Here is a 22,379-nt window from a genome sequence, read left to right as displayed (position 1 = left end):
AAAGGACGTTTAAATTGAAGACGAGTGACTTTTACTTTGACTTACCAGAAGAATTAATAGCTCAGACTCCATTAGAAGATAGATCTAATTCTAGACTTATGGTTTTAGACAAAGAGACTGGGGATATAGAGCACAAGATTTTTAAAAATATTATAGATTATTTAAATCCGGGAGATTGCTTAGTTTTAAATAACACAAGAGTTATACCTGCAAGATTAATAGGAGAAAAAGTAGATACTGGTGGTAAAATAGAATTTCTTTTATTAAAAAGAACAGATAAAGATATTTGGCAAGCATTAGTTAAACCAGGAAAAAGAGCTAAAGTTGGAACTAAATTTTCATTTGGAAATGGAAAATTAATAGGAGAAGTAGTTGGACTGGCTGAAGAAGGATCTAGATTAGTTAAGTTTTACTATGAAGGTATATTTGAAGAAGTTTTAGATGAACTTGGTAATATGCCTCTACCTCCATATATAACAGAAAGATTACAAGAAAGAGAAAGATATCAAACTGTATATTCAAAACATAATGGATCGGCAGCAGCACCGACTGCAGGGCTTCATTTTACAGAAGAACTTTTAGAAAAAATTAAAGCAAAAGGTGTAGACATAGCCTTTGTAACATTACATGTAGGACTGGGAACTTTTAGACCTGTTAAAGTAGATGATGTGTTAGACCATGAGATGCATTCTGAATATTATATGGTTGAAAAAGAAGCTGCAGATAAAATAAATAAAGCTAAGAAAAATGGAAACAAAGTAATTTGTGTAGGAACTACAAGTTGTAGAACTGTAGAGTCTGCAAGCAATGAAAATGGCGAAATATCAGAGATAAGTGGTTGGACAAATATATTTATTTATCCAGGATATAAATTTAAAGTGGTAGACAGACTAATAACAAACTTCCATTTACCTGAATCTACTTTAATAATGCTAGTAAGTGCATTATCTTCAAAAGATGCTGTCTTAAATGCATATTGTAAGGCAGTAGAAGAAAAATATAGATTCTTTAGTTTTGGGGATGCTATGTTAATTAAATAGATAAAGGGGGAATAGGATGAAAAAGTTAGATGAAAAAAGTTTATCTCTTAAAATTGCGTATATATTTGAATCTTTATTAGCGATGGTTGTACTATTAGTTGTATTTTTAGGTACAATAGATGTATTAAGAGTTATATGGAATTCATACATTATTGAATATCAAACACCTGTATTATATGCACAATTCAATGATTTATTGGGGCAAATTTTATTATTAGTTATAGGGGTAGAGTTAGTTGTAATGCTATCTTTACATATACCAGGGGCCTTAATTGAAGTATTATTATATGCTATAGCAAGAAAGCTGTTATTACTTCCAAAGAGTGAGGGTATGTTAGACTTACTTTTAGGAATAATAGCAATAGCTGGATTATTTGCAATAAGAAAATACTTAGTAACTAATGATAATAGTTCGATGAATGTAACGAGTATTCACTATGAAGAATGTGAAGAGAATGATTGTGAATGTCATAAAAGAAATTTAGAGAAAGCTCTAAATAATGAAAATAAAGAATAGATAAAAAGTAAGGAGAGTCATCATGAGTGCAGTAAGATATGAACTTATAAAAACTTGCAAACAAAGTGGAGCAAGGCTAGGAAGATTACACACTCCTCATGGAGTAATAGAAACACCAATATTTATGCCAGTTGGAACACAAGCAACTGTAAAGTCAATGACACCAGAAGAATTAAAAGAGATAGGATCTCAAATTATATTAAGTAACACATATCATTTATATATGAGACCTGGACATGATTTAGTTAAAGAAGCAGGTGGACTTCATAAATTTATGAACTGGGATAAACCGATACTTACAGATAGTGGAGGATTCCAGGTATTTAGTTTAGGACCACTTAGAAAAATAACTGAAGAAGGTGTACACTTTAGATCTCATATAGATGGATCGAAACACTTTATAAGCCCTGAAAAAGCTATGGAAATTCAAAATGCTTTAGGATCAGATATAATGATGGCATTTGATGAATGCGCTCCATATCCAGCAGATAGAGAGTATGTTAAAAACTCTTTAGAGAGAACTACTAGATGGTTAAAAAGATGTAAAGAAGCTCATAAAAATACAGAAAACCAAGCTTTATTTGGAATAATTCAAGGTGGAATGTATAAAGATTTAAGAGAACAATCAGCAAAAGAAATATTAGAACTTGATTTACCTGGATATGCAGTAGGTGGACTAAGTGTGGGAGAGCCAAAAGAGTTAATGTATGAAGTGTTAGATTACACAGTACCTCTAATGCCAGAAAATAAACCAAGATATTTAATGGGTGTTGGTAGTCCTGATGATTTAATTGAAGGTGCTATAAGAGGAATTGATATGTTTGACTGTGTTTTACCTACTCGTATAGCTAGAAATGGTACAGCTATGACAAGTGAAGGAAAAGTTGTAGTTAGAAATGCAAAGTATGCAAGAGATTTTGGACCACTAGATCCTAATTGTGATTGCTATTGTTGTAAAAATTATACTAGAGCTTATATAAGACACTTAGTTAAGGCTAATGAAATATTAGCAGCTAGACTTATAACTACTCATAACTTACATTTCTTATTAAATTTAATGAAACAAGTAAGAGAAGCTATAATGGAAGATAGATTATTAGACTTTAGAAAAGAGTTTTTCCAAAAATATGGCTATGAATTATAATTGTTTTAAGTTATAATGATTATTATATAAAACATAAAGTTTTTAATGAATATATAAAAAGGAGTGATATATATGCCTCAAGCTGTAGTAGGGATACTTATGTGGGTTGTATTTTTTGCAATATTTTATTTCTTCTTAATAAGACCACAAAAGAAAAAAGACAAACAATTAAAAGAGATGAGAGAAAATTTAAATGTTGGGTCTAAAGTTGTTACAATAGGTGGTATAGTAGCTAATGTAGCTAAAGTTGAAGAGGATGTTGTTATATTAGAAATTGGACCAAGTAGAACAAAAGTACCATTTGAAAAATGGGCTATAGCATCTACTGAAACTAAAGAAATAAACGAAAAATAAAGATAATATTTGTAATTACAAGACCTTCCCTTGAATATATTTTATATGAGAGGGGAGGTTTTTTTATGGAAAAATCAAGCAGTATTTGTAAAGGATTAGGATATGCTTACATAATAACTTTAGTATGTTTATTAGTTTATAACTTATTACTCACATTTACAAGTATGTCAGCTGATAGTATAGCGGTAGCCACATCAACAATAACAACAGCATCTTCTGCTTTTGGTGGATTTTATGCATCTATGAAAATAAAAGAAAAAGGACTTTTATATGGAGTTTTAGTTGGTTTACTGTACATAGTTTGTTTAATGATTGTAGTGTTTTTAGCTAAAGATTCTTTTATGTTTGAAGTTACTATGATGTACAAAATATTATTGGTATCTATAGCAGGAGGAATAGGTGGGGTTTTAGGCGTAAACTTTAAATAAATTTCCACTTATGTAAATTTTATGATATAATCAAAAAAGGTTTATGAAGATAGGAGGTAGTTAAAATGGAAAAGAAGCATATAAAAACTTTATCTAAAGCTACTTTAAAAGAAAGTGCGGCAAAAGGTGGATGTGGAGAATGTCAAACTTCTTGTCAATCTGCTTGTAAAACTTCTTGTACAGTTGCAAATCAAGAGTGCGAGAGATAATAAATTTATTATTTAACAAAGAAAAGCAGCCATATAAGCTGCTTTTTTTAAGTAAAATTAAAAATTTTGGATATAAAACATAGGTAGGCCATAAGCCTATTTATATGATAATATATAGATATAACAAACTAGGAGGGCATATTATGAGTATGATACATAAGTTTTCAATGAACGGATACAATATAGTTTTAGACGTAAATGGTGGAGCAGTTCATGTTGTAGATGAAGTAGCATATAACTTATTAGACCACTACAAAGAAAAGTCTTTAGATGAGATAATAGATGTTTTAAGTGATTCTTATACAGAAAGTCAAGTAAAGGAAGCTTATAATGAAATAAAAACTTTAGAAGATGAAGGATTATTATATACAGAAGATACATATAAACATCATCCTAACTTTATAGATAGAAAAAAAGTTGTAAAAGCTTTATGCTTACATGTTGCACATGATTGTAACTTAAAATGTGAGTATTGTTTTGCTGCGCAAGGTGACTTTGGTGGAGCTAAAGAATTAATGAGTTTTGAAGTAGGTAAAAAATCTATAGATTACCTAATAGCTAATTCAGGAAATAGAAAAAACTTAGAAATTGACTTCTTCGGTGGAGAGCCATTAATGAACTTTGAAGTTGTAAAGCAACTTGTTGAATACGGAAGAAGTGTAGAAAAGGAAAATAATAAAAATATAAGATTTACAATAACTACAAATGGTATATTATTAGATGATGATAAGATTAAATATATAAATGAGAATATGCATAATGTAGTTTTAAGTTTAGATGGTAGAAAAGAAGTTAACGATAGAATGAGACCTACATTAAATGATAAAGGTAGCTATGATATAATAATGCCTAAATTTAAAAAATTAGTTGAAAGTAGACCTAAGGACAAATACTACTATATTAGAGGAACTTTCACTAGAGAAAATCTAGACTTTTCAAAAGATGTACTTCATTTTGCAGATGAGGGATTTGAACTTACATCAGTAGAGCCAGTTGTAGATGATGAAAGCAATCCATTTGCATTAAGAGAAGAGGATATGGATACAGTATTTAATGAGTATGAAAAGTTAGCGATTAAATACTCTGATAGATTATTAAACGGAGAAAACTTTAAGTTTTTCCACTTTATGATAGATTTAAATCAAGGACCTTGTGTCATAAAAAGAATAACAGGATGTGGAGCAGGTAATGAGTACTTAGCTATAACTCCAAATGGAGATATATACCCATGTCATCAATTTGTTGGTAAAGATGAGTATAAACTTGCAAACATAAATGATGAAGAAATAGTAATACCAAGAGAATTAACAGATACATTTAAAAACGCACATGTTTACAGTAAGGAAGATTGTCAAAACTGTTGGAATAAGTTTTACTGCTCAGGTGGATGTCATGCAAATGCAGTAAACTTTAATGGTGATGTGATGAAACCATATCAATTAGGATGTGAAATGCAAAAGAAACGTACTGAATGTTCTATAATGATACAAGCTAGATTAATGTTAGAAGGAGAGTAGATATTGTGATAAAAGGGTATAAAGGAAAAGAGCCCAAAATTGATTCAAGTGTTTTTATAGCAGAATCTGCATGTATTATAGGTGATGTGAAAATCGGGAAAAATTCTAATATATGGTATAATGCCGTAATAAGAGGAGACGAAAATTCAATAACTATAGGTGAGAATACCAATATACAAGATGGAACGGTTATACATATAGAATATAATTCAAAAACTGAAATTGGAAACAATGTAACAGTAGGTCATAAAGCACTTATACACGGCTGTAAGATAGGTGATAATACATTAATTGGTATGGGATCTATTGTATTAGGAGGAGCCGAAATAGGAGAGCATACTTTAATAGGTGCTGGAAGCTTAATTCCACCTAACAAAAAGATACCATCAGGGGTACTTGCTATGGGATCGCCTGCTCAAGTTGTAAGAGAACTTACAGATGAAGAAAAAGAAAATCTTGTTAACTCTGCATTAAAATATGTAGAAACAGCAAATAATTATAAGTAGATTACTAAGAAAAGGGCAATATAAAATATATTGTCCTTTGTTCTCTTACTAATAAATATTATTTAAACTAAGGCTAGGTGTTAAATATGAAGGTAAGTTATAGACATTTAAAAAGATATAAAGAAATAGTTCAAATACTTATGAAATATGGTTTTAGCATAGTCGTAGAAAAACTTAATATAGAAGGTGTAGCTTACAAAATACCTATAACTAATCCACCTGCAGAGATTAAAAATATGTCTACAGGAGAGCGCTTAAGAAAAGCCTGTGAAGAGTTAGGGCCTACATATGTTAAGCTGGGCCAAATACTAAGCACAAGAAAAGATTTACTAGATCAAAATATAATAGATGAACTAGCTAAATTAAGAGATAATGTAGAAGTTTTTGATACAGATATAGCTATAAACATAATTGAAGAAGAATTAAATTCAAAGATCGAAAATATATTTTTAGAATTTAATAAAGAGCCAATCGCAGCGGCATCTTTAGGTCAAGTATATGAAGCAACATTAAAAAGTGGAGAAACTGTTATAGTAAAAGTTCAAAGACCAAATGTTGAAAATACAATAAAGTCTGATGTGGAAATACTAAAGACTATAGCAGGAGCAGTAAAAGATTTTAATAAAGATTTAAATGTTGATATACAAGGTATAATTGAAGATTTTGAGACTCAGTTACTTAGGGAATTAGATTATAATTTTGAAGCTATAAATGGACTTAAATTTCAAAATATATTCGCTAATACTAAAGAGGTATATATACCTAAAATTTATATGGAATATACCACAAAAAAAGTATTGGTTTTAGAAAAAATTGTTGGTGTAAAATTAAGTGACATAGGCAAAATGAAAGAGTTAGGATGGGATACTAATAAAATTAGCGAAATAGGTATAAACTCTATATTCAAACAAATTTTTGAATATGGATTTTTCCATGCAGACCCACATCCAGGAAATATATTTGTAATAAATGAAGATTGTATAGCTTATATTGACTTTGGTATGATAGGAATAATCGATAAAAAAACATTAAATATATTAAACTCTATTACATTAGCGGCCGTAGATAGAAATATAGATAGAATAATATACTTAATGATGGAATTGGATTTGATTTCATATGATACAAATTTAAATGGATTAAGACAAGATTTATTATATCTAATGCATTATTACTATGATGTTCCTATAGATAAGTTAAATTTAGGTGATATACTAAATGAAGTATTTAGATTTTGTAGAACATATAAAATTGCTATGCCGCCACAATTAGTTTTGTTAGTTAAATCGCTAATAACACTTGAAGGGACAGCAAGAGAACTTAACCCAAACTTTTCAATAACTATTGCAGGAAAATCTTTCATGAGATATTACTATTTAAATAGGTTTAATCCTCAAAATTTAGTAAAAGAGTCTAAGCAAAGCGCTCAAGAAGCTATAGCAGATATGAAAGTGATTCCAAAACAATTAAAAGGGATATTAAGAAATATAGAACGAAACAATATAAAAATTCATATAGAAGATGTTAAGTTCGCTAAACTAGAAAAAACAATTACAGATTTAGCTACTAAACTTTCTTTAAGTTTAGTTTTAGCTGCGCTTTTAGTTGGATCTTCATTAATTATAGCATCACCTAATGTAAATAATAGTTTATGGGTTAAAATACTGGCATTTTCAGGATTTATAGTTTCTTTTTTAGTAGGAATATTATTAGTTATTAAGATAGTTAGGTCTGAGTATATAAAAAAATAGGGGGTGACTGTCTATGTTTAACAAAAAATGGACACTTAAGTATAAAGATAAAATAAAAAAATATGATTTAAGTGAAAAACTGAAGATTTCCCCGGAAATAGGACAAATATTAAAAAATAGAGGCATAGAAAGTGAAAATGATGCTGAAATATTTATAAATCCGTCATTAGAATATTTGAGAGATCCGCTTTTAATGAAGGATATGCAAAAAGCTGTAGACAGAATAAATTTAGCTATAGAAAAAAAAGAAAATATATGGATTTATGGAGATTATGATGTAGATGGAGTATCTTCAACATCAATTTTATGTATTTATTTTGAATCTATTGGATATCCAGTAAAGTTTTATATACCAAATAGATTAGAAGAAGGTTATGGAATAAATGAAGATGCAATTAAGGTTTTAAGTGAACAAGATTGTGATTTAATAATAAGTGTGGACTGTGGAATAACATCTGTTAAAGAGGTTGATTTAGCTAATGATTTAGGAATTGATGTAATTATAACTGATCACCATGAAGTACAAGAAAGCATACCTAATGCATATGCAGTTATAAATCCAAAGCAAGAAGATTGTAAATACCCATTTGATATGTTATGCGGATGTGGAGTAGCTTTTAAATTGATACAAGCACTTACTCCTAAAGAAGAATTTGAAAAAACTATGTATGATTACTTAGAAATAGTCACTTTAGCAACAATATGTGATATAGTTCCGTTGATTGATGAAAATAGAATCATAGTAAAAAATGGATTGAAGTTAATGAAAGATGGTAAAAATCAAGGACTTAGAGAGCTTATAAATGTATGTGGAATAGATACCGATAAAATAGGTTCATCTCATGTTGGATTTTCAATTGGACCAAGAATAAATGCATCAGGTAGACTAGGATACTCATATTTAGGAGTTGAACTGTTTACAACAAAGTCCAAAGAAGAGGCAGTTGAAATAGCAACTTTACTAGAAGAAAAAAATAATGAACGTCAAATGATAGAAGCTAAAATGTATCAGGAGGCAGAAAATATAATATCTAGCAATGAAAGATATAAAGATGATAAAGTTCTCGTTATAGCAAATGAGGGATGGCAACACGGAGTTATTGGGATAGTGGCTTCTAAACTAACAGAAAAGTACTACAAGCCTACAATATTGTTAACAATAGAAGGTGATGAAGCAACAGGATCTGCTAGATCTATAAAAGGATTTAGCATATTCGATACTTTAGTTGAATGTTCTGATTTACTTGGAAAATTTGGTGGACATGAACAGGCAGCAGGGTTATCTATGAATAAAGATAATATAGATAAACTTAGAAATAAAGTAAATGAAATTGCAAATTTCAATCTTTCAGATGAAGATATGGTAGAAAATATAAATGTAGAATTTGAGTTAAATGAAGATTCTATAGATTTTAATTTAATAGAAGAACTACATAATTTAGAACCTTTTGGAGTTAGTAACCCAACACCTAAATTTATAATTAGGAATATGGAAGTTAGAACTATATTTAGAATGGGAAAAGAAAAAAATCATCTAAAGGTTAACTTAGAAAAAGAAAAAGTATACGAGTGTGTTGGATTTAATATGGCCTATCTTGCAGATAATTTTGATATAGGTGATAAAGTAGATGTATTATTCCAGTTAGATGAAAATAATTATATGGGAAGTAGAAAAATCCAATTTTTAATAAAAGATATAAGGTTAGCGTATCCTAAAGATTTAAGCAAAAATATAAACTGTATAAAACTGTTTAAAAGTATAGTACCTAGTTTAGAAAAAACAAATGAACCTTATGATATTCAAAGTATAAATATAAGTGGAGATGAGGATATAAACATCTTTGACTATATAAATGAAAAGAGTTTAATAATCACTAACTCTATAAATGGTTTTTTCAAATCTATATCAGATATATCTTTAACTGAATATGAATTTGATGTAAATTATAATATAGTATCAGATATAAATGATAAACTTCAAGTTATATTCTTTCCTTATATTGATAAAATAGACTTAAAAAGATATAATAATATTATTCTTTATGATTATTTATATAATATAGAAGATTATTCGCTTTTATATGAATATAGAAATGATCAATGTGATATTATAAAATATTATAGTAAAAGTGATTTAATATATATAAATAATATAATAAACAGTATAATTCCTGAACGAGAAGAATTTATAACTTTATACAAGTTAATTTCTAAATATAAAAAAATTCAAATTAATATATTAGAAATTAAATCTAATTTGAACATAGCACCTATAAAACTTTTTGCTATGTTAAACGTGTTTAAAGAAATGAATTTGATAAACTTTAATATTGATGATGAAAGTAAAGTTTTAACTATGGAAATTATGCCTAAACCAAGTTCTAAGCTTGACTTAGGTTCTAGTAATATATTACAAGGGCTTAATCAACTTAAAGATAAATATAAGCAAAGCTATTAGGAGGATTTAAATGAACTTAAAAGATTCAATAAGAGAGATAAAAGATTTCCCAAAACCAGGTATAGGATTTAAAGACATAACAACTTTATTAAGCAACGGAGAAGCATTTAAGTTTGCCGTAGATGAAATAATAGCAGATCTAAAAGATAAAAATGTTGATGTGATAGTTGGACCAGAGGCAAGAGGATTCTTAATGGGAACTCCAGTTGCATATGGAATGGGCATAGGGTTTGTCCCAGTTAGAAAACCAGGAAAATTACCAGGAGAAGTAGAAAAATATGAATATGGATTAGAGTACGGAACTGATACATTAGAGATTCATAAAGATTCTATAAAGCCAGGTCAAAGAGTTGCAATAGTTGATGATTTATTAGCTACTGGAGGAACTATGGAAGCTGCTGCTAAACTTATAGAAAAGTTAGGTGGAGAAGTTGTTTCTATGCAATTCTTAATAGAATTAGAAGAGTTAAAAGGTGCAGAGAAATTATCTAACTACCATGTAAACTCACTTATAAAATATTAAGGAAGTTCAATAGTTGGTAAAAAGCCAACTATTTTCATATATATCAAAATTTATAATATAAAATAGGTGGTTATATGCAAGATAAGCAATTAAAAGAATTAATAGAAAAAATAAAAAAATATGCCCCTAATGGAGACATTGACTTAATAGAAAAAGCTTATTACTACGGCAAAAAAGCACATGAAGGTCAATTAAGAAAATCCGGTGAGCCATATTTTATACATCCAATAGCTGTTGCTAATATACTTTGCGATATGGAACTTGATATGCAAACAATAGCGGCAGGGTTATTACATGATGTAGTTGAAGATACTGAATATACGTATGAAGATATAAAAAATGATTTTGGGGAAGAAATCGCAGATCTTGTTGATGGGGTTACAAAATTAGGTCAAATAAAGTATAAATCCAAAGAAGAGACACAGGCTGAAAATCTAAGAAAGATGTTTTTAGCTATGTCAAAGGATATAAGAGTTATACTTATAAAGTTAGCAGATAGATTACATAATATGAGAACTTTAAAGTATATGCCTCCTGAAAAAGCTAAATCTAAAGCTACAGAAACACTAGAAATTTATGGAGGAATAGCTAGTAGACTAGGAATTTATAAAGTAAAATGGGAACTAGAAGATATTGCTCTTAGATATATAGATAGTGAAGGTTACTATGATTTAGTTGAAAAGGTAGCCAAAAAAAGAAGTCAAAGAGAAGCTTATATAGAGAAAATCGTAGATATTCTTAAGGAGAAAGTTGAAGAAGTAAATATAAAGTGTGATATATATGGAAGACCAAAACATTTCTATAGTATATATAGAAAAATGAAAAATAAGCATAAAGATTTTGAAGAAATTTATGATTTAATGGCTGTTAGAATAATAGTAAATTCAGTAAAAGACTGTTATGCTGTTTTAGGTATGGTCCATACGTTGTGGAAACCAATACCTGGAAGATTTAAAGATTATATTGCAATGCCAAAACCAAATATGTATCAGTCCTTACATACAATAGTTGTAGGGCCAGACGGGGAACCTGTAGAAATACAAATAAGAACTAAAGAAATGCATAATATAGCTGAGTATGGTATTGCTGCCCACTGGAAGTACAAAGAAGGAAAGACTAATGTAAAAGAAAATAAATTAGAAGAAAAACTTCAATGGCTAAGACAAATGATGGAGTGGGAGAAAGACTTAAAGGATCCACAAGAATTTATGGATGCATTAAAAGATGATGTATTCAATAGTCAGGTTTATGTATTTACTCCTAAAGGAGATGTAATTGAACTGCCAGCAGGATCAACTCCAATAGATTTTGCATACAGAGTTCATACAAATGTAGGAAATAAATGTGTAGGGGCTAAAATAAATGGAAGAATAGCACCACTTGATTATAAGCTGGAAAATGGAAATATAGTAGAGATATTAACATCTGCCAACTCAAATGGACCAAGTAGAGATTGGGTTAATATAGTACAAACACCTAATGCTAAATCAAAAATTAGACAATGGTTTAAAAAAGAAAGAAGAGAAGAAAATATAGAAAGAGGTAGTGCAATCCTAGAAAAAGATTTTAAAAAATATGGAGTGCCTACTAAAGACCCTGCTATTGAAAAATATATGGTACAAATGGCTAGGAAATTTAATCAGCCAACAGTAGAAGACTTAGTTGCTACAATTGGGTATGGTGGAATAATGTCATCACAAGTAGTTCCTAAGGTAAAAGAATTATATGAAAAAGAATTTGCAAAGAAATCTATAGAAAATAAACAAATTGATGATATAAACAAACATAGTATAGGAGAACAAGAATTTACTAAAAAAAGAAAGAAAACTTCACCTCAAGGTATAACAGTAAAAGGTGTAGATAATATTTTAATTAGATTTGCTAAATGTTGTAATCCTATACCAGGAGATGAAATAATTGGGTATATAACTAAGGGAAGAGGAGTTGCAGTTCACAGAAAAGATTGTCCAAACTCTAATTTAGATAATGAATATTTTAAAAATAGACTTGTTGAAGTTTCTTGGGAAACATCAAATAGTGCTAAATTTGAAGCAGAGATACAAATTCAAGCTGAAGATAGAAGAGGAGTTATAAATGATATAACCCATATAGTAGCAATAGAAAAGGTATCTTTAAATGGAATAAATGCAAGAAAAAGTAAAGACAATATAGTAAATATAAATTTACTTGTAGAAGTTGATAGTATAGAAACTTTAAACTTTTTAATGAAAAAAATTAAGTCAATTCCAGGTGTAGAAAATATTTATAGAGTTATAAACTAAGGAGGACATGAATGAGAGCTGTAGTTCAAAGAGTAGCTTCATCTAAGGTAATTGTAGATGAAAGTACTATAGGAGAAATAAATAAAGGATTACTAATATTACTTGGAGTAACACATGAAGACACAAGTAAAGATGTAGATTATTTATTAGATAAAATAGTTAATTTAAGAATATTTGAAGATGAAAATGACAAGATGAATTTATCGCTTAAAGATGTAAATGGAGAATTATTAGTGGTTTCTCAATTTACGCTATATGGTGACTGTAGAAAAGGAAGAAGACCAAACTTTACTAATGCAGCTAAACCAGACTTAGCTACAAGTTTATATGAAGAATTTATAGACAAGGCTAAAAAAGAAGGAATCAAAGTTGGAACAGGAAAATTTGGGGCACATATGATGGTAGACCTAGTAAATGATGGACCTGTTACAATACTGATAGATTCAGAAAAAACTTTTTAAGGGGGATAAAATCATGATAATAGAAAAATTTGTAGATCATTATTTTGGAGAAAATACTTATTTAATAGCAGATAAAGATACAAGAGAAGGTGCTGTTATAGATCCAGGTGGAGATATAAAAGATTTGCTTAGATATATGGAAGATAATTTTATAAATGTTAAGTATATAATATTAACTCATGGACATGGAGATCACATTGGATGTGTTCCAGAGTTAAAGAAAGTTACAGGTGCATGTATAATAGCAAATAGTAATGAAAAAGAAATATTATTAGATAAAAAGAAAAACTTAAGCTATAGAATGAATTGTGGAGCTACAGAGTTTGATGCAGATAAATATGTTAATGATGGAGATAGTATAAACTTAGGAGATTTAAAACTTAAGTTCATATATACTCCAGGACACACTAAAGGTGGAATGTGTGTAAGAGTAGGAAACCACATGTTTACAGGAGATACATTATTTGCAGGTAGTATGGGTAGAACAGATTTATATAGTGGAGATAATAAGCAAATGCAAAAATCACTTAGTAGATTAAGAAATTATGAAGATGATATAATTGTATATCCGGGACACGGACCAAACACTACAATGGGTATAGAAAAAACTACCAACCCATATATGGCAAAATAGAATCTTCTTATTATTAAAGAAAAAGGAGTAGTTTAAATGTTAGGTGTTGAATTAAAAGGACATGACTACAAATATGAAGTAGCAGAATTATTAAAATTATTTACTACTCAATTTAGATTTATAAAAGATAATGAAGAATATGATAAAAGAATAATAAATAGCGTAAATATAGATTCTAATGAAGTGAACAGTTTAACTAATTACTATGAAGGTGAAAATTTAGTTATATCAAAACAAGAAAGTTTTGATATAACTAAATTAAACAATGAAGAAATAAAGAAAAAAACAAAGACAGTAATAAAGAGAAGTATGTTTAAAGTATTAGATAAAGTATTTGAGACTTATGTTCCATGGGGAGTTTTAACTGGTATTAGACCTGTTAAAATTGTACATAGCTTATTAGATAAAGGCATAAGTGAACCAGAAATTAGAGAAATACTTAAAAATAATTACTTGATAAAAGATGAAAAAATAGATTTAGCTTTAGATATAGCAAAAAGAGAAAGAGTATTTATATATCCTATAGATAAAAATAAAATTTCACTTTATGTAAGTATACCTTTTTGCCCTACTAGATGTGTTTACTGTTCATTTCCAGCAAATCCTATGAAACAATTTGGACATTTAAGAGATGATTATATAAAAGCACTTATAAAAGAAATTAAAGGATTAGCTAAATTATTGAAGGATACTAATAAAGAAATAGAAACTTTATATATAGGAGGAGGAACTCCTACTGCACTAGAAGCAGATCAACTAGATACATTAATAAATGCATTATTTAAAGAGTTAGATTTAACTAATATAAAAGAATTTACAGTAGAAGCTGGAAGACCGGATACCATAACTAAAGAAAAGTTAGAAGTTATGAAAAAACATAATGTAACTAGAATTAGTATAAATCCGCAAACTATGAATGATGAAACTCTAATCAAAATAGGCAGAGATCATAATGTTAATGATATAGTAGATTGTTTTAAATTAGCTAGAAGTTTAGGTTTTGATAATATAAATATGGATATTATATTAGGATTAGTTGATGAAAATTTAGATATGGTTAGAAATACCTTAGAAAAAATAAAAGAACTAAATCCAGAAAGTTTAACTGTTCATACTTTAGCAATAAAAAGAGCATCTACATTAAAAGAAAACTTAGATAAATATGAACTAACAAGATATGAAGAAATGATAAAAATGATTGAATTATCAATGGAATATGCAAAAGATATGGGGCTTAACCCATATTATATGTATAGACAAAAGCATATGCTTGGAAACTTGGAAAATATAGGATATTCAAAGGAAGGGTTTGAATGCATATACAATATTCAGATAATGGAAGAAAAGCAAAGTAATTTAGCTGTAGGTGCAGGAGCTATAAGTAAATATGTATATGTAGACGAAGATAGAATAGAAAGAACTGATAATGTTAAAAATGTAGAACTATATATAGAGAGAATTGAAGAAATGATAGAAAGAAAGGTAAAGGAGGTTTACAAAAATGTTAACTAAAGCTCCAAGAGGTACTAAGGATATAACTCCAAAAGATGCATATAAATGGAGTTATCTTGAAAATAAATTTAGAGAAGTTTGCTCATTATTTGGATACGAAGAAATAAGAACTCCTATTTTTGAACACACTGAATTATTCCAAAGAGGTGTTGGGGAAACTACGGATGTTGTCCAAAAAGAAATGTATACATTTGAAGATAAAGGAAAAAGAAGTATAACTTTAAAACCAGAAGGTACAGCAGGTGTAGTTAGAGCCTTTATAGAGCATAAGATGTATGCAGATACTCAACCTACAAAATTATTTTATCAAACTCCATGTTTTAGATACGAAAGACCTCAAGCTGGTAGACAAAGACAGTTCCATCAGTTTGGAGTTGAAACACTAGGTAGTGATAATCCATCTATAGATGCAGAAATCATAGCTTTGGCGGTACAATTTTTCAATGAAGTGGGATTAAATAATTTAGAAACATGTATAAACTCTGTAGGATGTCCTACTTGTAGAGAAAAATACAACAAAATATTAAAAGAGTATCTTGATGCAAAAAGCGATGTGTTATGTGAAACTTGCAATGAGAGAAAAGAAAAAAATCCAATGAGAGTTATAGACTGTAAAAATCCAGTATGCAAAGAAAATATAAAGGATATTCCTTATATGATAGACCACTTATGTGATGACTGTAAGGAGCATTTTGATAAAGTCCAAGAATATCTAACTGAAATGGGCATCAACTACAAAGTAGATAAAACGATAGTTAGAGGGTTAGATTACTACAAAAAAACTGCTTTTGAGATAGTATCAAATGATATAGGAGCTCAAAGTACAGTTTGTGGTGGTGGAAGATACGATGGATTAGTAGAACAATTAGGTGGACCTAAAGACATTAGTGGTATAGGCTTTGCCTTAGGAGTTGAAAGATTATTATTAACTCTTGAAAATAATAATATTGAAATAGAAAATCCTAAGTCTACTGATATATTCATAGCTACAATAGGAGAAAATGCTCAAGCAAGAAGTTTTAAAATTTTAAAAGAATTAAGAGAAAATCATATAAGTGCAGATAAAGATCATTTAGATAGAAGCCTAAAGGCTCAATTTAAATACTCAGATAAGATAAATGCTAAATATACAGTAGTAATAGGTGATGATGAATTATCTAATGATGAAGTAAAACTTAAAGATATGAGTACTTCAGAACAAACTACTATAAAATTAAGTGAACTAGTAAAAGAGCTAAAGAATAGATTATAAATTAATAATTAAATTTATGATATTGACATAAATGATATATGGAGGATAAGATATGGAGACTCTAAATGGATTAAAAAGAACTCACTACTGTGGGGACTTAAGAGAATCTAACATAGGTGAAGAAGTTGTACTTATGGGATGGGTACAGAAAAAAAGAAATTTAGGTGGATTAGTATTTGTCGACCTAAGAGATAGAAGTGGTATATGCCAAATAATCTTTGATACAGATGTTAATGAAGAAGCTTTTGCTAAAGCAGAAAAATTAGGGTCTGAATATGTTATAGCGATAAAAGGTAAAGTAGCTGAAAGATCTTCTAAAAATCCAAACATACCAACAGGAGATATAGAAGTATTTGCAACAGAGTTAAAACTATTAAATAAATCAGAAACACCACCTATATACATAAAAGATGATGATAATGTATCTGAGGAATTAAGACTAAAATATAGATACTTAGATTTAAGAAAACCATCAATGCAAAAGAACTTAATGTTAAGAAGTAGAGTGGCTAATATAGTTAGAAATTATTTATCAGAAAATAATTTCTTTGAGATAGAAACGCCTTTCTTAATAAAACCAACTCCAGAAGGAGCTAGAGATTATCTAGTACCAAGTAGAGTTAACGAAGGAAAATTTTATGCATTACCACAATCACCACAATTATTTAAACAATTATTAATGGTAAGTGGTATGGATAGATACTTCCAAATAGTTAAGTGTTTTAGAGATGAAGACTTAAGAGCTGATAGACAACCAGAATTTACTCAAATAGACTGTGAAATGTCTTTTGTTGAGCAAGAAGATGTTATGTCTGTTATGGAAAAAATGGTACAAAGAATATTTAAAGAAGTTTTAGATGTTGAAGTAAAATTACCTCTTAAAAAGATGACTTATGCTGAGGCTATGGAAAGATATGGATCAGATAAGCCAGATACTAGATTTGGATATGAATTAACAAATATATCTGATTTAGTAGCTAATTGTGGATTTGGAGTATTTGCTAATGCAACTAAACCTGGAATGAGTGTAAGAGGTATAAATGTTAAAGGAAAAGCTGAAGATTTCTCTAAAAAACAAATAGGGAAATTAGAAGATCACGCAAAAACTTATAAAGCTAAGGGGCTTGCGTGGATGAAAGTAGGAGAAAATAGAGAAGTTACATCTCCTATAGCTAAATTTTTTACTCCAGAAGAAATAACTGCTATTCTAGATAGGATGGATGCTCAAGCAGGAGACTTATTATTATTTGTTGCAGATAAAGATAGTGTTGTATTTGATGCATTAGGACAAGTAAGATTAGAAGTTGCTAGAAGATTAGATATATTAGATAGCAATGTGTATGAAATGTTATGGGTAACTGAGTTCCCGTTATTTGAAGAAGATGAAGAAACTGGAAGAATGATAGCTAAACATCATCCATTCACATCTCCACTTGATGAAGATTTAGATAGATTAGAAGGTGATGAAAAAGCATCTTTAAGAGCTAAAGCTTATGATATGGTTATAAATGGATATGAAGTAGGTGGAGGTAGTGTTAGAATATTTAATGCTGACGTTCAACAAAAAATGTTTAAAGCTTTAGGATTTACAGAAGAAGAAGCAAATGAAAAATTTGGATTCTTATTAGAAGCATTTAAATATGGAACACCTCCTCATGCAGGTATGGCATTTGGATTAGATAGACTTATAATGATACTTGCTGGAACAACTAATATAAAAGATGTTATAGCGTTCCCTAAAAATCAAAGTGCTGTTTGCCCTATGACAAATGCTCCTGCTATTGCAGAAGAAACTCAATTAGAAGAATTAAGCATAAAAGTAGATATAAAAGAAGAAAAGTAATATTTGATAAATACTGCTAAATTAATTTAGCAGTATTTATTTTTTTTTATAGAAATGGTATATAATATAATATATGAATAGAGAAGAGGTTGGATATGGAAAAGAAATTAGCTAATAATAATGATAAAGAAGCACTTATAAAAAGATTAAATAGAATAGAAGGTCAAGTAAAGGGAATTCAAAAAATGATAGAGGATGAGAGATATTGCGTAGATATTTTAGTCCAAATTTCTGCTATAAGATCAGCTATAAATAAAGTAGGAAATATAATTTTAGAAAATCACATTAAAGGATGTGTATCAAATTCTATTAAAGACGGTGATTTTGAGCAGTCAGATGCATTAATCTCTGAGTTGATGCAGACTATAAATAAATTTACTAAATAGGGGGAGTAATATGAATCAGCGTGGCTATGTTATAGAACTAGTTGATGGAACAACTGCAAAAATAAAAATGCAAAAGCATTCAGCTTGTGCAGCTTGTGGTAAATGTGCATCATCTACAGATAAAAAGGATATTATAGTAGAGGTAGATAATAATATAGGAGCTAAAGTAGGAGACTATGTAGAGGTTAATATGGACTCTGTCAATGTAATAAAAGCTGCAGCTATAGTCTATATAGTACCACTTATTGCTCTATTAGGAGGAACTATAATATCATATGGAATTTTTAATTTTATAGATATAGGTATGAATAAAGAAGTATTAAGTGGATTTATAGGTATAGTTTTAACTATAATATCTTATTTATTAATAAAAAGCAAAGATAGAAAATTTAGAGAAAGTAGAAATTATATACCAATAATAACGAAGGTAATAAATACTATAGATATATAAAAAGAGCTATTCAGTTAGAATAGCTCTTTTTATATATCTATTTTTCATTTTCATAATTTTCATCATCATCGTCGTCATTGTCTAAACTTACATCTTCTGTCATTATATTATTTTCGTAATTGGAATCTTTTTTAGTTATTACATGGTTAAAACTAGAAATAGCTTTTTTTAATTTAATTGTATTAATAGTTTTGACAAATGATGTTACAAGCAATATACCAAGTGAGATTGCTCCACCTACTAGTAAAGCGGTTGCCCCAGTTGAAGCTGCTAACTCATAATTTTCTTGAACCAAGTAAAGCATTGTATTATACATTCCTAATCCTGGAACTAATGGAATTATACCTGGTATTACAAATACAATAGCTGGTTGCTTTAAATATCTTGCAAAAACTTCACTTGCTATTCCTACAATTGTGGCTGGAATAAAGTTTGATAAAATAGGATTATTAGTCACTCTAAATAAATAAACATATAAAACCCAACCTATAGCACCAATTAATCCAGCATAAGGAAGTGATCTTTTTGGTGCGCTTAAAAATATAGAAAATCCAATTGTACAAATGAAACTAAATACAAAGTGTAGAGATAGTGGCATACTACTCATTATAATACACCTCCTAATCTAAGCCATACTTCTAAGATGAAACCTACGCCTACAGCTATTGCGACTGCAGTTAATGTTGCATCAAATGCTCTAGCAACTCCTGAAATTAAGTCTCCAGAGATAAGATCTCTTAAACCTTTTATCAATGAAACCCCAGGAAGAAGAGGCATTATAGAACCTACTATAAGTGTATTTGGTTGACTTAGTATTCCTATGCTAGATAAAGATGTACCAATAATTGCTATAAATATTGCAGCAGTAAGTGTAGCAAATGATGGTATTCCACTAATTCCAAACATTTTATCATATATTATTACTGCAAAAATAGATGTTATAAATGTAAAAATAAAATCTATAAGTGTACATCCAAGTAATACTGAGAAACATGCAGATCCAAGTCCAGTACCTATGTAAACAACCCACTGATTATAAGATTTAACTTTTTCTATAGTTTTTAATGAGGTTATTGCATCTTCAATGGATAAGTCTTTATTAGAGACAAATTCTCGAGAAAATGTATTTAAAAGATCGATTTTATTTATATTGATACCTCTATTTTTTATTGTTTTCATAAAGGTTATACCATCGAATCTTTCATCTGAAATAATTATTACTGTAGGGGATGTAAATACGTTTACATGCTGATACCCTCTGGAGTTACAAATTCTAAGAACCGTATCTTCAACTCTATATGTCTCTGCACCATTGCGAAGCATAAGTTCGCCGGTAAAAAGAGCAAGTCTAAAGATACTTTTTTTTCTTTCTTGATCTTGCTTAAGTTCTCTATCCAAAAAATACACCTCCAAAATAAATATAATAATAAAGATTATATCAAATATCTTACTATATTACATATATTTATTTACTATATATCAACAATAAATACGATTTAAAATATATTTGAAAATAAATAAAATTTGAACATGAAAAAAATATGCAAAATAGGATATATTTACTTGTGAAAAATAATATATAAATAATAAGAGTTTAGAAAAATTCGACTTTGGGAATATATATTTTAATTTACTAAGGAAGGGTGATTGCAATGTTTGAAAATTTAAGAAAAGTTGATAAGGAAATTTATGATAGTATGAAAAGAGAATTAAATAGACAACAAAGAAATATAGAGTTAATAGCTTCTGAAAATGTAGTTTCAATGGCGGTTATGGAAACTATGGGGAGCCATTTAACAAATAAATATGCAGAAGGTTATCCAGAAAAAAGGTACTATGGTGGATGTGAATACATAGATGAAGTTGAAACTTTAGCTATAGAAAGATTAAAGAAAATTTTTAAAGCAGAACATGCAAATGTCCAACCTCATTCTGGAGCAAATGCAAATATAGGAGTTTACTTTGCTTTATTAAAACCTGGGGATAAAGTTATGGGAATGAACTTATCTCAAGGCGGACATTTAACTCATGGTTCACCAGCTAACATTTCAGGTCAGTATTTTGACTTTACTGAATATGGAGTAAGTGGAGTAGATGGAAGAATAGATTATGATGACATAAGAACAAAAGCTCATGAAATAAAACCAAAACTTATAGTTGCAGGAGCTAGTGCTTATCCAAGAGAGATTGATTTTAGAAAGTTTAGAGAAATAGCTGATGAAGTAGGGGCTATGTTAATGGTGGATATGGCTCATATAGCAGGGCTTGTAGCAGCTGGATTGCATCAAAACCCATGTGAAGTAGCTGATTTTGTAACAAGTACTACTCATAAAACACTAAGAGGGCCAAGAGGAGGAGTAATACTTTGCAAAGAAAAATATGCAAAAGCTATAGATAAAGCCATATTCCCAGGAACACAAGGTGGTCCACTAGAACATATAATAGCATCTAAAGCAGTGGCTTTTAAGGAGGCATTAGAACCTGAATTTATAGATTATCAAAATCAAGTAGTAAAAAATGCAAAGAAGCTTGCTGAAGAGCTTATAAAAAGAGATTTTAATTTAGTTACAGATGGAACAGATAATCATTTGATTTTGTTGGATTTAACAAACAAAGGGATAACTGGAAAAGAAGCTGAAAAAAGGCTGGATGAAGCTTATATAACAGCTAATAAAAATACTATACCATTTGATCCAAATGGAGCATTTGTAACTAGTGGAATAAGATTAGGGACACCTGCTGTAACTACTAGAGGAATGAAAGAAGAAGATATGGTAGATATAGCAAAAGCTATAGATTTATGCTTAACTCATAATAATGAAAAAGAGGCTAGGGAAACAGTTATTAACTTAACAACTAAATATCCTTTATACAATGAATATAATATATTTAATGAGTAGAAGTGAAAAATATACTGCGAAGTTAAAGCTTCGCAGTGTATTTTATTTAAAGAATAAACAATATAAAAAAATAAATTAATAAAAAATTATAAAAAAGTATTGACCTTATAAAAATAAGGTGGTATAGTATTACTTGTCCTTAAGAAAAGGGCAAACATGAACTTTGAAAATTAAACAGTAGGTTAATTATATAAATTCTTTTTTAAAGAAT

Annotated in this window: 22 protein-coding genes; 20 read left to right on the top strand and 2 right to left on the bottom strand. The window is 29.0% G+C overall.

Annotated elements, in window-relative coordinates; translation table 11 throughout:
• Window positions 1-14: 14 nt before the first annotated feature.
• From queA to ATCC9714_RS14010, 19 genes are all read left to right on the top strand, one after another.
• Complete coding sequence (gene queA, locus ATCC9714_RS14100) at window positions 15-1,040, top strand: tRNA preQ1(34) S-adenosylmethionine ribosyltransferase-isomerase QueA (protein ID WP_021127761.1); 1,026 nt, start codon at window positions 15-17, stop codon at window positions 1,038-1,040.
• 16 nt (window positions 1,041-1,056) lie between these two features.
• Complete coding sequence (locus ATCC9714_RS14095) at window positions 1,057-1,557, top strand: phosphate-starvation-inducible PsiE family protein (protein WP_021122486.1); 501 nt, start codon at window positions 1,057-1,059, stop codon at window positions 1,555-1,557.
• Window positions 1,558-1,579: 22 nt separating this feature from the next.
• Window positions 1,580-2,701, top strand: coding sequence for a tRNA guanosine(34) transglycosylase Tgt (gene tgt, locus ATCC9714_RS14090; RefSeq protein ID WP_054631300.1), 1,122 nt, complete (start codon window positions 1,580-1,582; stop codon window positions 2,699-2,701).
• Between the two features lie 72 nt (window positions 2,702-2,773).
• Window positions 2,774-3,055, top strand: a complete 282-nt coding sequence (gene yajC, locus ATCC9714_RS14085; protein ID WP_021127764.1) for a preprotein translocase subunit YajC — start codon at window positions 2,774-2,776, stop codon at window positions 3,053-3,055.
• 65 nt (window positions 3,056-3,120) lie between these two features.
• A complete protein-coding gene (locus ATCC9714_RS14080; RefSeq protein WP_021122490.1) occupies window positions 3,121-3,483 on the top strand; it encodes a TIGR04086 family membrane protein in 363 nt (120 codons plus the stop codon).
• A gap of 65 nt (window positions 3,484-3,548) precedes the next feature.
• Window positions 3,549-3,692, top strand: coding sequence for a six-cysteine ranthipeptide SCIFF (gene scfA / locus ATCC9714_RS14075; RefSeq protein WP_021122491.1), 144 nt, complete (start codon window positions 3,549-3,551; stop codon window positions 3,690-3,692).
• A gap of 143 nt (window positions 3,693-3,835) precedes the next feature.
• Entirely contained in the window at window positions 3,836-5,209 is a 1,374-nt protein-coding gene (gene scfB / locus ATCC9714_RS14070) for a thioether cross-link-forming SCIFF peptide maturase (protein WP_021127765.1), read from the top strand.
• Window positions 5,210-5,214: 5 nt separating this feature from the next.
• Window positions 5,215-5,715, top strand: a complete 501-nt coding sequence (locus ATCC9714_RS14065) for a gamma carbonic anhydrase family protein (RefSeq protein ID WP_021122495.1) — start codon at window positions 5,215-5,217, stop codon at window positions 5,713-5,715.
• Between the two features lie 86 nt (window positions 5,716-5,801).
• Window positions 5,802-7,466 (top strand): ABC1 kinase family protein, encoded by a 1,665-nt coding sequence (locus ATCC9714_RS14060; protein ID WP_054631301.1) that lies wholly within the window; start codon window positions 5,802-5,804, stop codon window positions 7,464-7,466.
• A gap of 13 nt (window positions 7,467-7,479) precedes the next feature.
• On the top strand, window positions 7,480-9,924 hold the full coding sequence (recJ, locus tag ATCC9714_RS14055; RefSeq protein ID WP_057545751.1) for a single-stranded-DNA-specific exonuclease RecJ: 2,445 nt from the start codon (window positions 7,480-7,482) through the stop codon (window positions 9,922-9,924).
• 10 nt (window positions 9,925-9,934) lie between these two features.
• Window positions 9,935-10,447, top strand: coding sequence for an adenine phosphoribosyltransferase (locus ATCC9714_RS14050; RefSeq protein WP_021127768.1), 513 nt, complete (start codon window positions 9,935-9,937; stop codon window positions 10,445-10,447).
• 74 nt (window positions 10,448-10,521) lie between these two features.
• Window positions 10,522-12,729 carry a RelA/SpoT family protein gene (locus ATCC9714_RS14045; RefSeq protein ID WP_057545752.1) on the top strand — a complete coding sequence of 736 codons (2,208 nt, stop codon included), beginning with the start codon at window positions 10,522-10,524 and terminating at the stop codon, window positions 12,727-12,729.
• Between the two features lie 11 nt (window positions 12,730-12,740).
• On the top strand, window positions 12,741-13,190 hold the full coding sequence (dtd, locus tag ATCC9714_RS14040; RefSeq protein WP_021122507.1) for a D-aminoacyl-tRNA deacylase: 450 nt from the start codon (window positions 12,741-12,743) through the stop codon (window positions 13,188-13,190).
• 13 nt (window positions 13,191-13,203) lie between these two features.
• Window positions 13,204-13,824 carry an MBL fold metallo-hydrolase gene (locus tag ATCC9714_RS14035; protein WP_021127771.1) on the top strand — a complete coding sequence of 207 codons (621 nt, stop codon included), beginning with the start codon at window positions 13,204-13,206 and terminating at the stop codon, window positions 13,822-13,824.
• A 36-nt stretch (window positions 13,825-13,860) separates the two neighbouring features.
• A complete protein-coding gene (hemZ, locus tag ATCC9714_RS14030) occupies window positions 13,861-15,336 on the top strand; it encodes a coproporphyrinogen dehydrogenase HemZ (protein WP_057545753.1) in 1,476 nt (491 codons plus the stop codon).
• Window positions 15,326-16,588 carry a histidine--tRNA ligase gene (hisS, locus tag ATCC9714_RS14025; RefSeq protein ID WP_021127773.1) on the top strand — a complete coding sequence of 421 codons (1,263 nt, stop codon included), beginning with the start codon at window positions 15,326-15,328 and terminating at the stop codon, window positions 16,586-16,588. Before hemZ ends, hisS begins: the two co-directional genes overlap by 11 nt.
• A gap of 52 nt (window positions 16,589-16,640) precedes the next feature.
• Window positions 16,641-18,431 (top strand): aspartate--tRNA ligase, encoded by a 1,791-nt coding sequence (gene aspS / locus ATCC9714_RS14020; RefSeq protein ID WP_021127774.1) that lies wholly within the window; start codon window positions 16,641-16,643, stop codon window positions 18,429-18,431.
• Between the two features lie 95 nt (window positions 18,432-18,526).
• Entirely contained in the window at window positions 18,527-18,817 is a 291-nt protein-coding gene (locus ATCC9714_RS14015) for a metal-sensitive transcriptional regulator (protein WP_021122517.1), read from the top strand.
• A 10-nt stretch (window positions 18,818-18,827) separates the two neighbouring features.
• Entirely contained in the window at window positions 18,828-19,268 is a 441-nt protein-coding gene (locus tag ATCC9714_RS14010) for a SoxR reducing system RseC family protein (RefSeq protein ID WP_021122518.1), read from the top strand.
• A gap of 37 nt (window positions 19,269-19,305) precedes the next feature.
• Here the strand turns inward: ATCC9714_RS14010 and ATCC9714_RS14005 are convergent, their stop codons facing one another.
• Window positions 19,306-19,875, bottom strand: a complete 570-nt coding sequence (locus tag ATCC9714_RS14005) for a threonine/serine exporter family protein (protein ID WP_075809328.1) — start codon at window positions 19,873-19,875, stop codon at window positions 19,306-19,308.
• Window positions 19,875-20,591: a threonine/serine exporter family protein gene (locus ATCC9714_RS14000; protein WP_101509444.1), complete on the bottom strand. Its 717-nt coding sequence runs from the start codon at window positions 20,589-20,591 to the stop codon at window positions 19,875-19,877. The genes ATCC9714_RS14005 and ATCC9714_RS14000 overlap by 1 nt, the downstream gene beginning before the upstream one ends.
• Window positions 20,592-20,920: 329 nt before the next feature.
• Between ATCC9714_RS14000 and ATCC9714_RS13995 the strand changes: the two genes are divergently transcribed.
• Window positions 20,921-22,168: a serine hydroxymethyltransferase gene (locus ATCC9714_RS13995; protein ID WP_057545754.1), complete on the top strand. Its 1,248-nt coding sequence runs from the start codon at window positions 20,921-20,923 to the stop codon at window positions 22,166-22,168.
• The last annotated feature ends 211 nt before the right edge of the window (window positions 22,169-22,379 follow it).

It is taken from the genome of Paraclostridium sordellii (assembly GCF_000953675.1).
Lineage (GTDB): Bacteria > Bacillota > Clostridia > Peptostreptococcales > Peptostreptococcaceae > Paraclostridium > Paraclostridium sordellii.
Note: the sequence above shows the minus strand (reverse complement) of the source record. Positions and strands in the feature narration are given on the sequence as shown.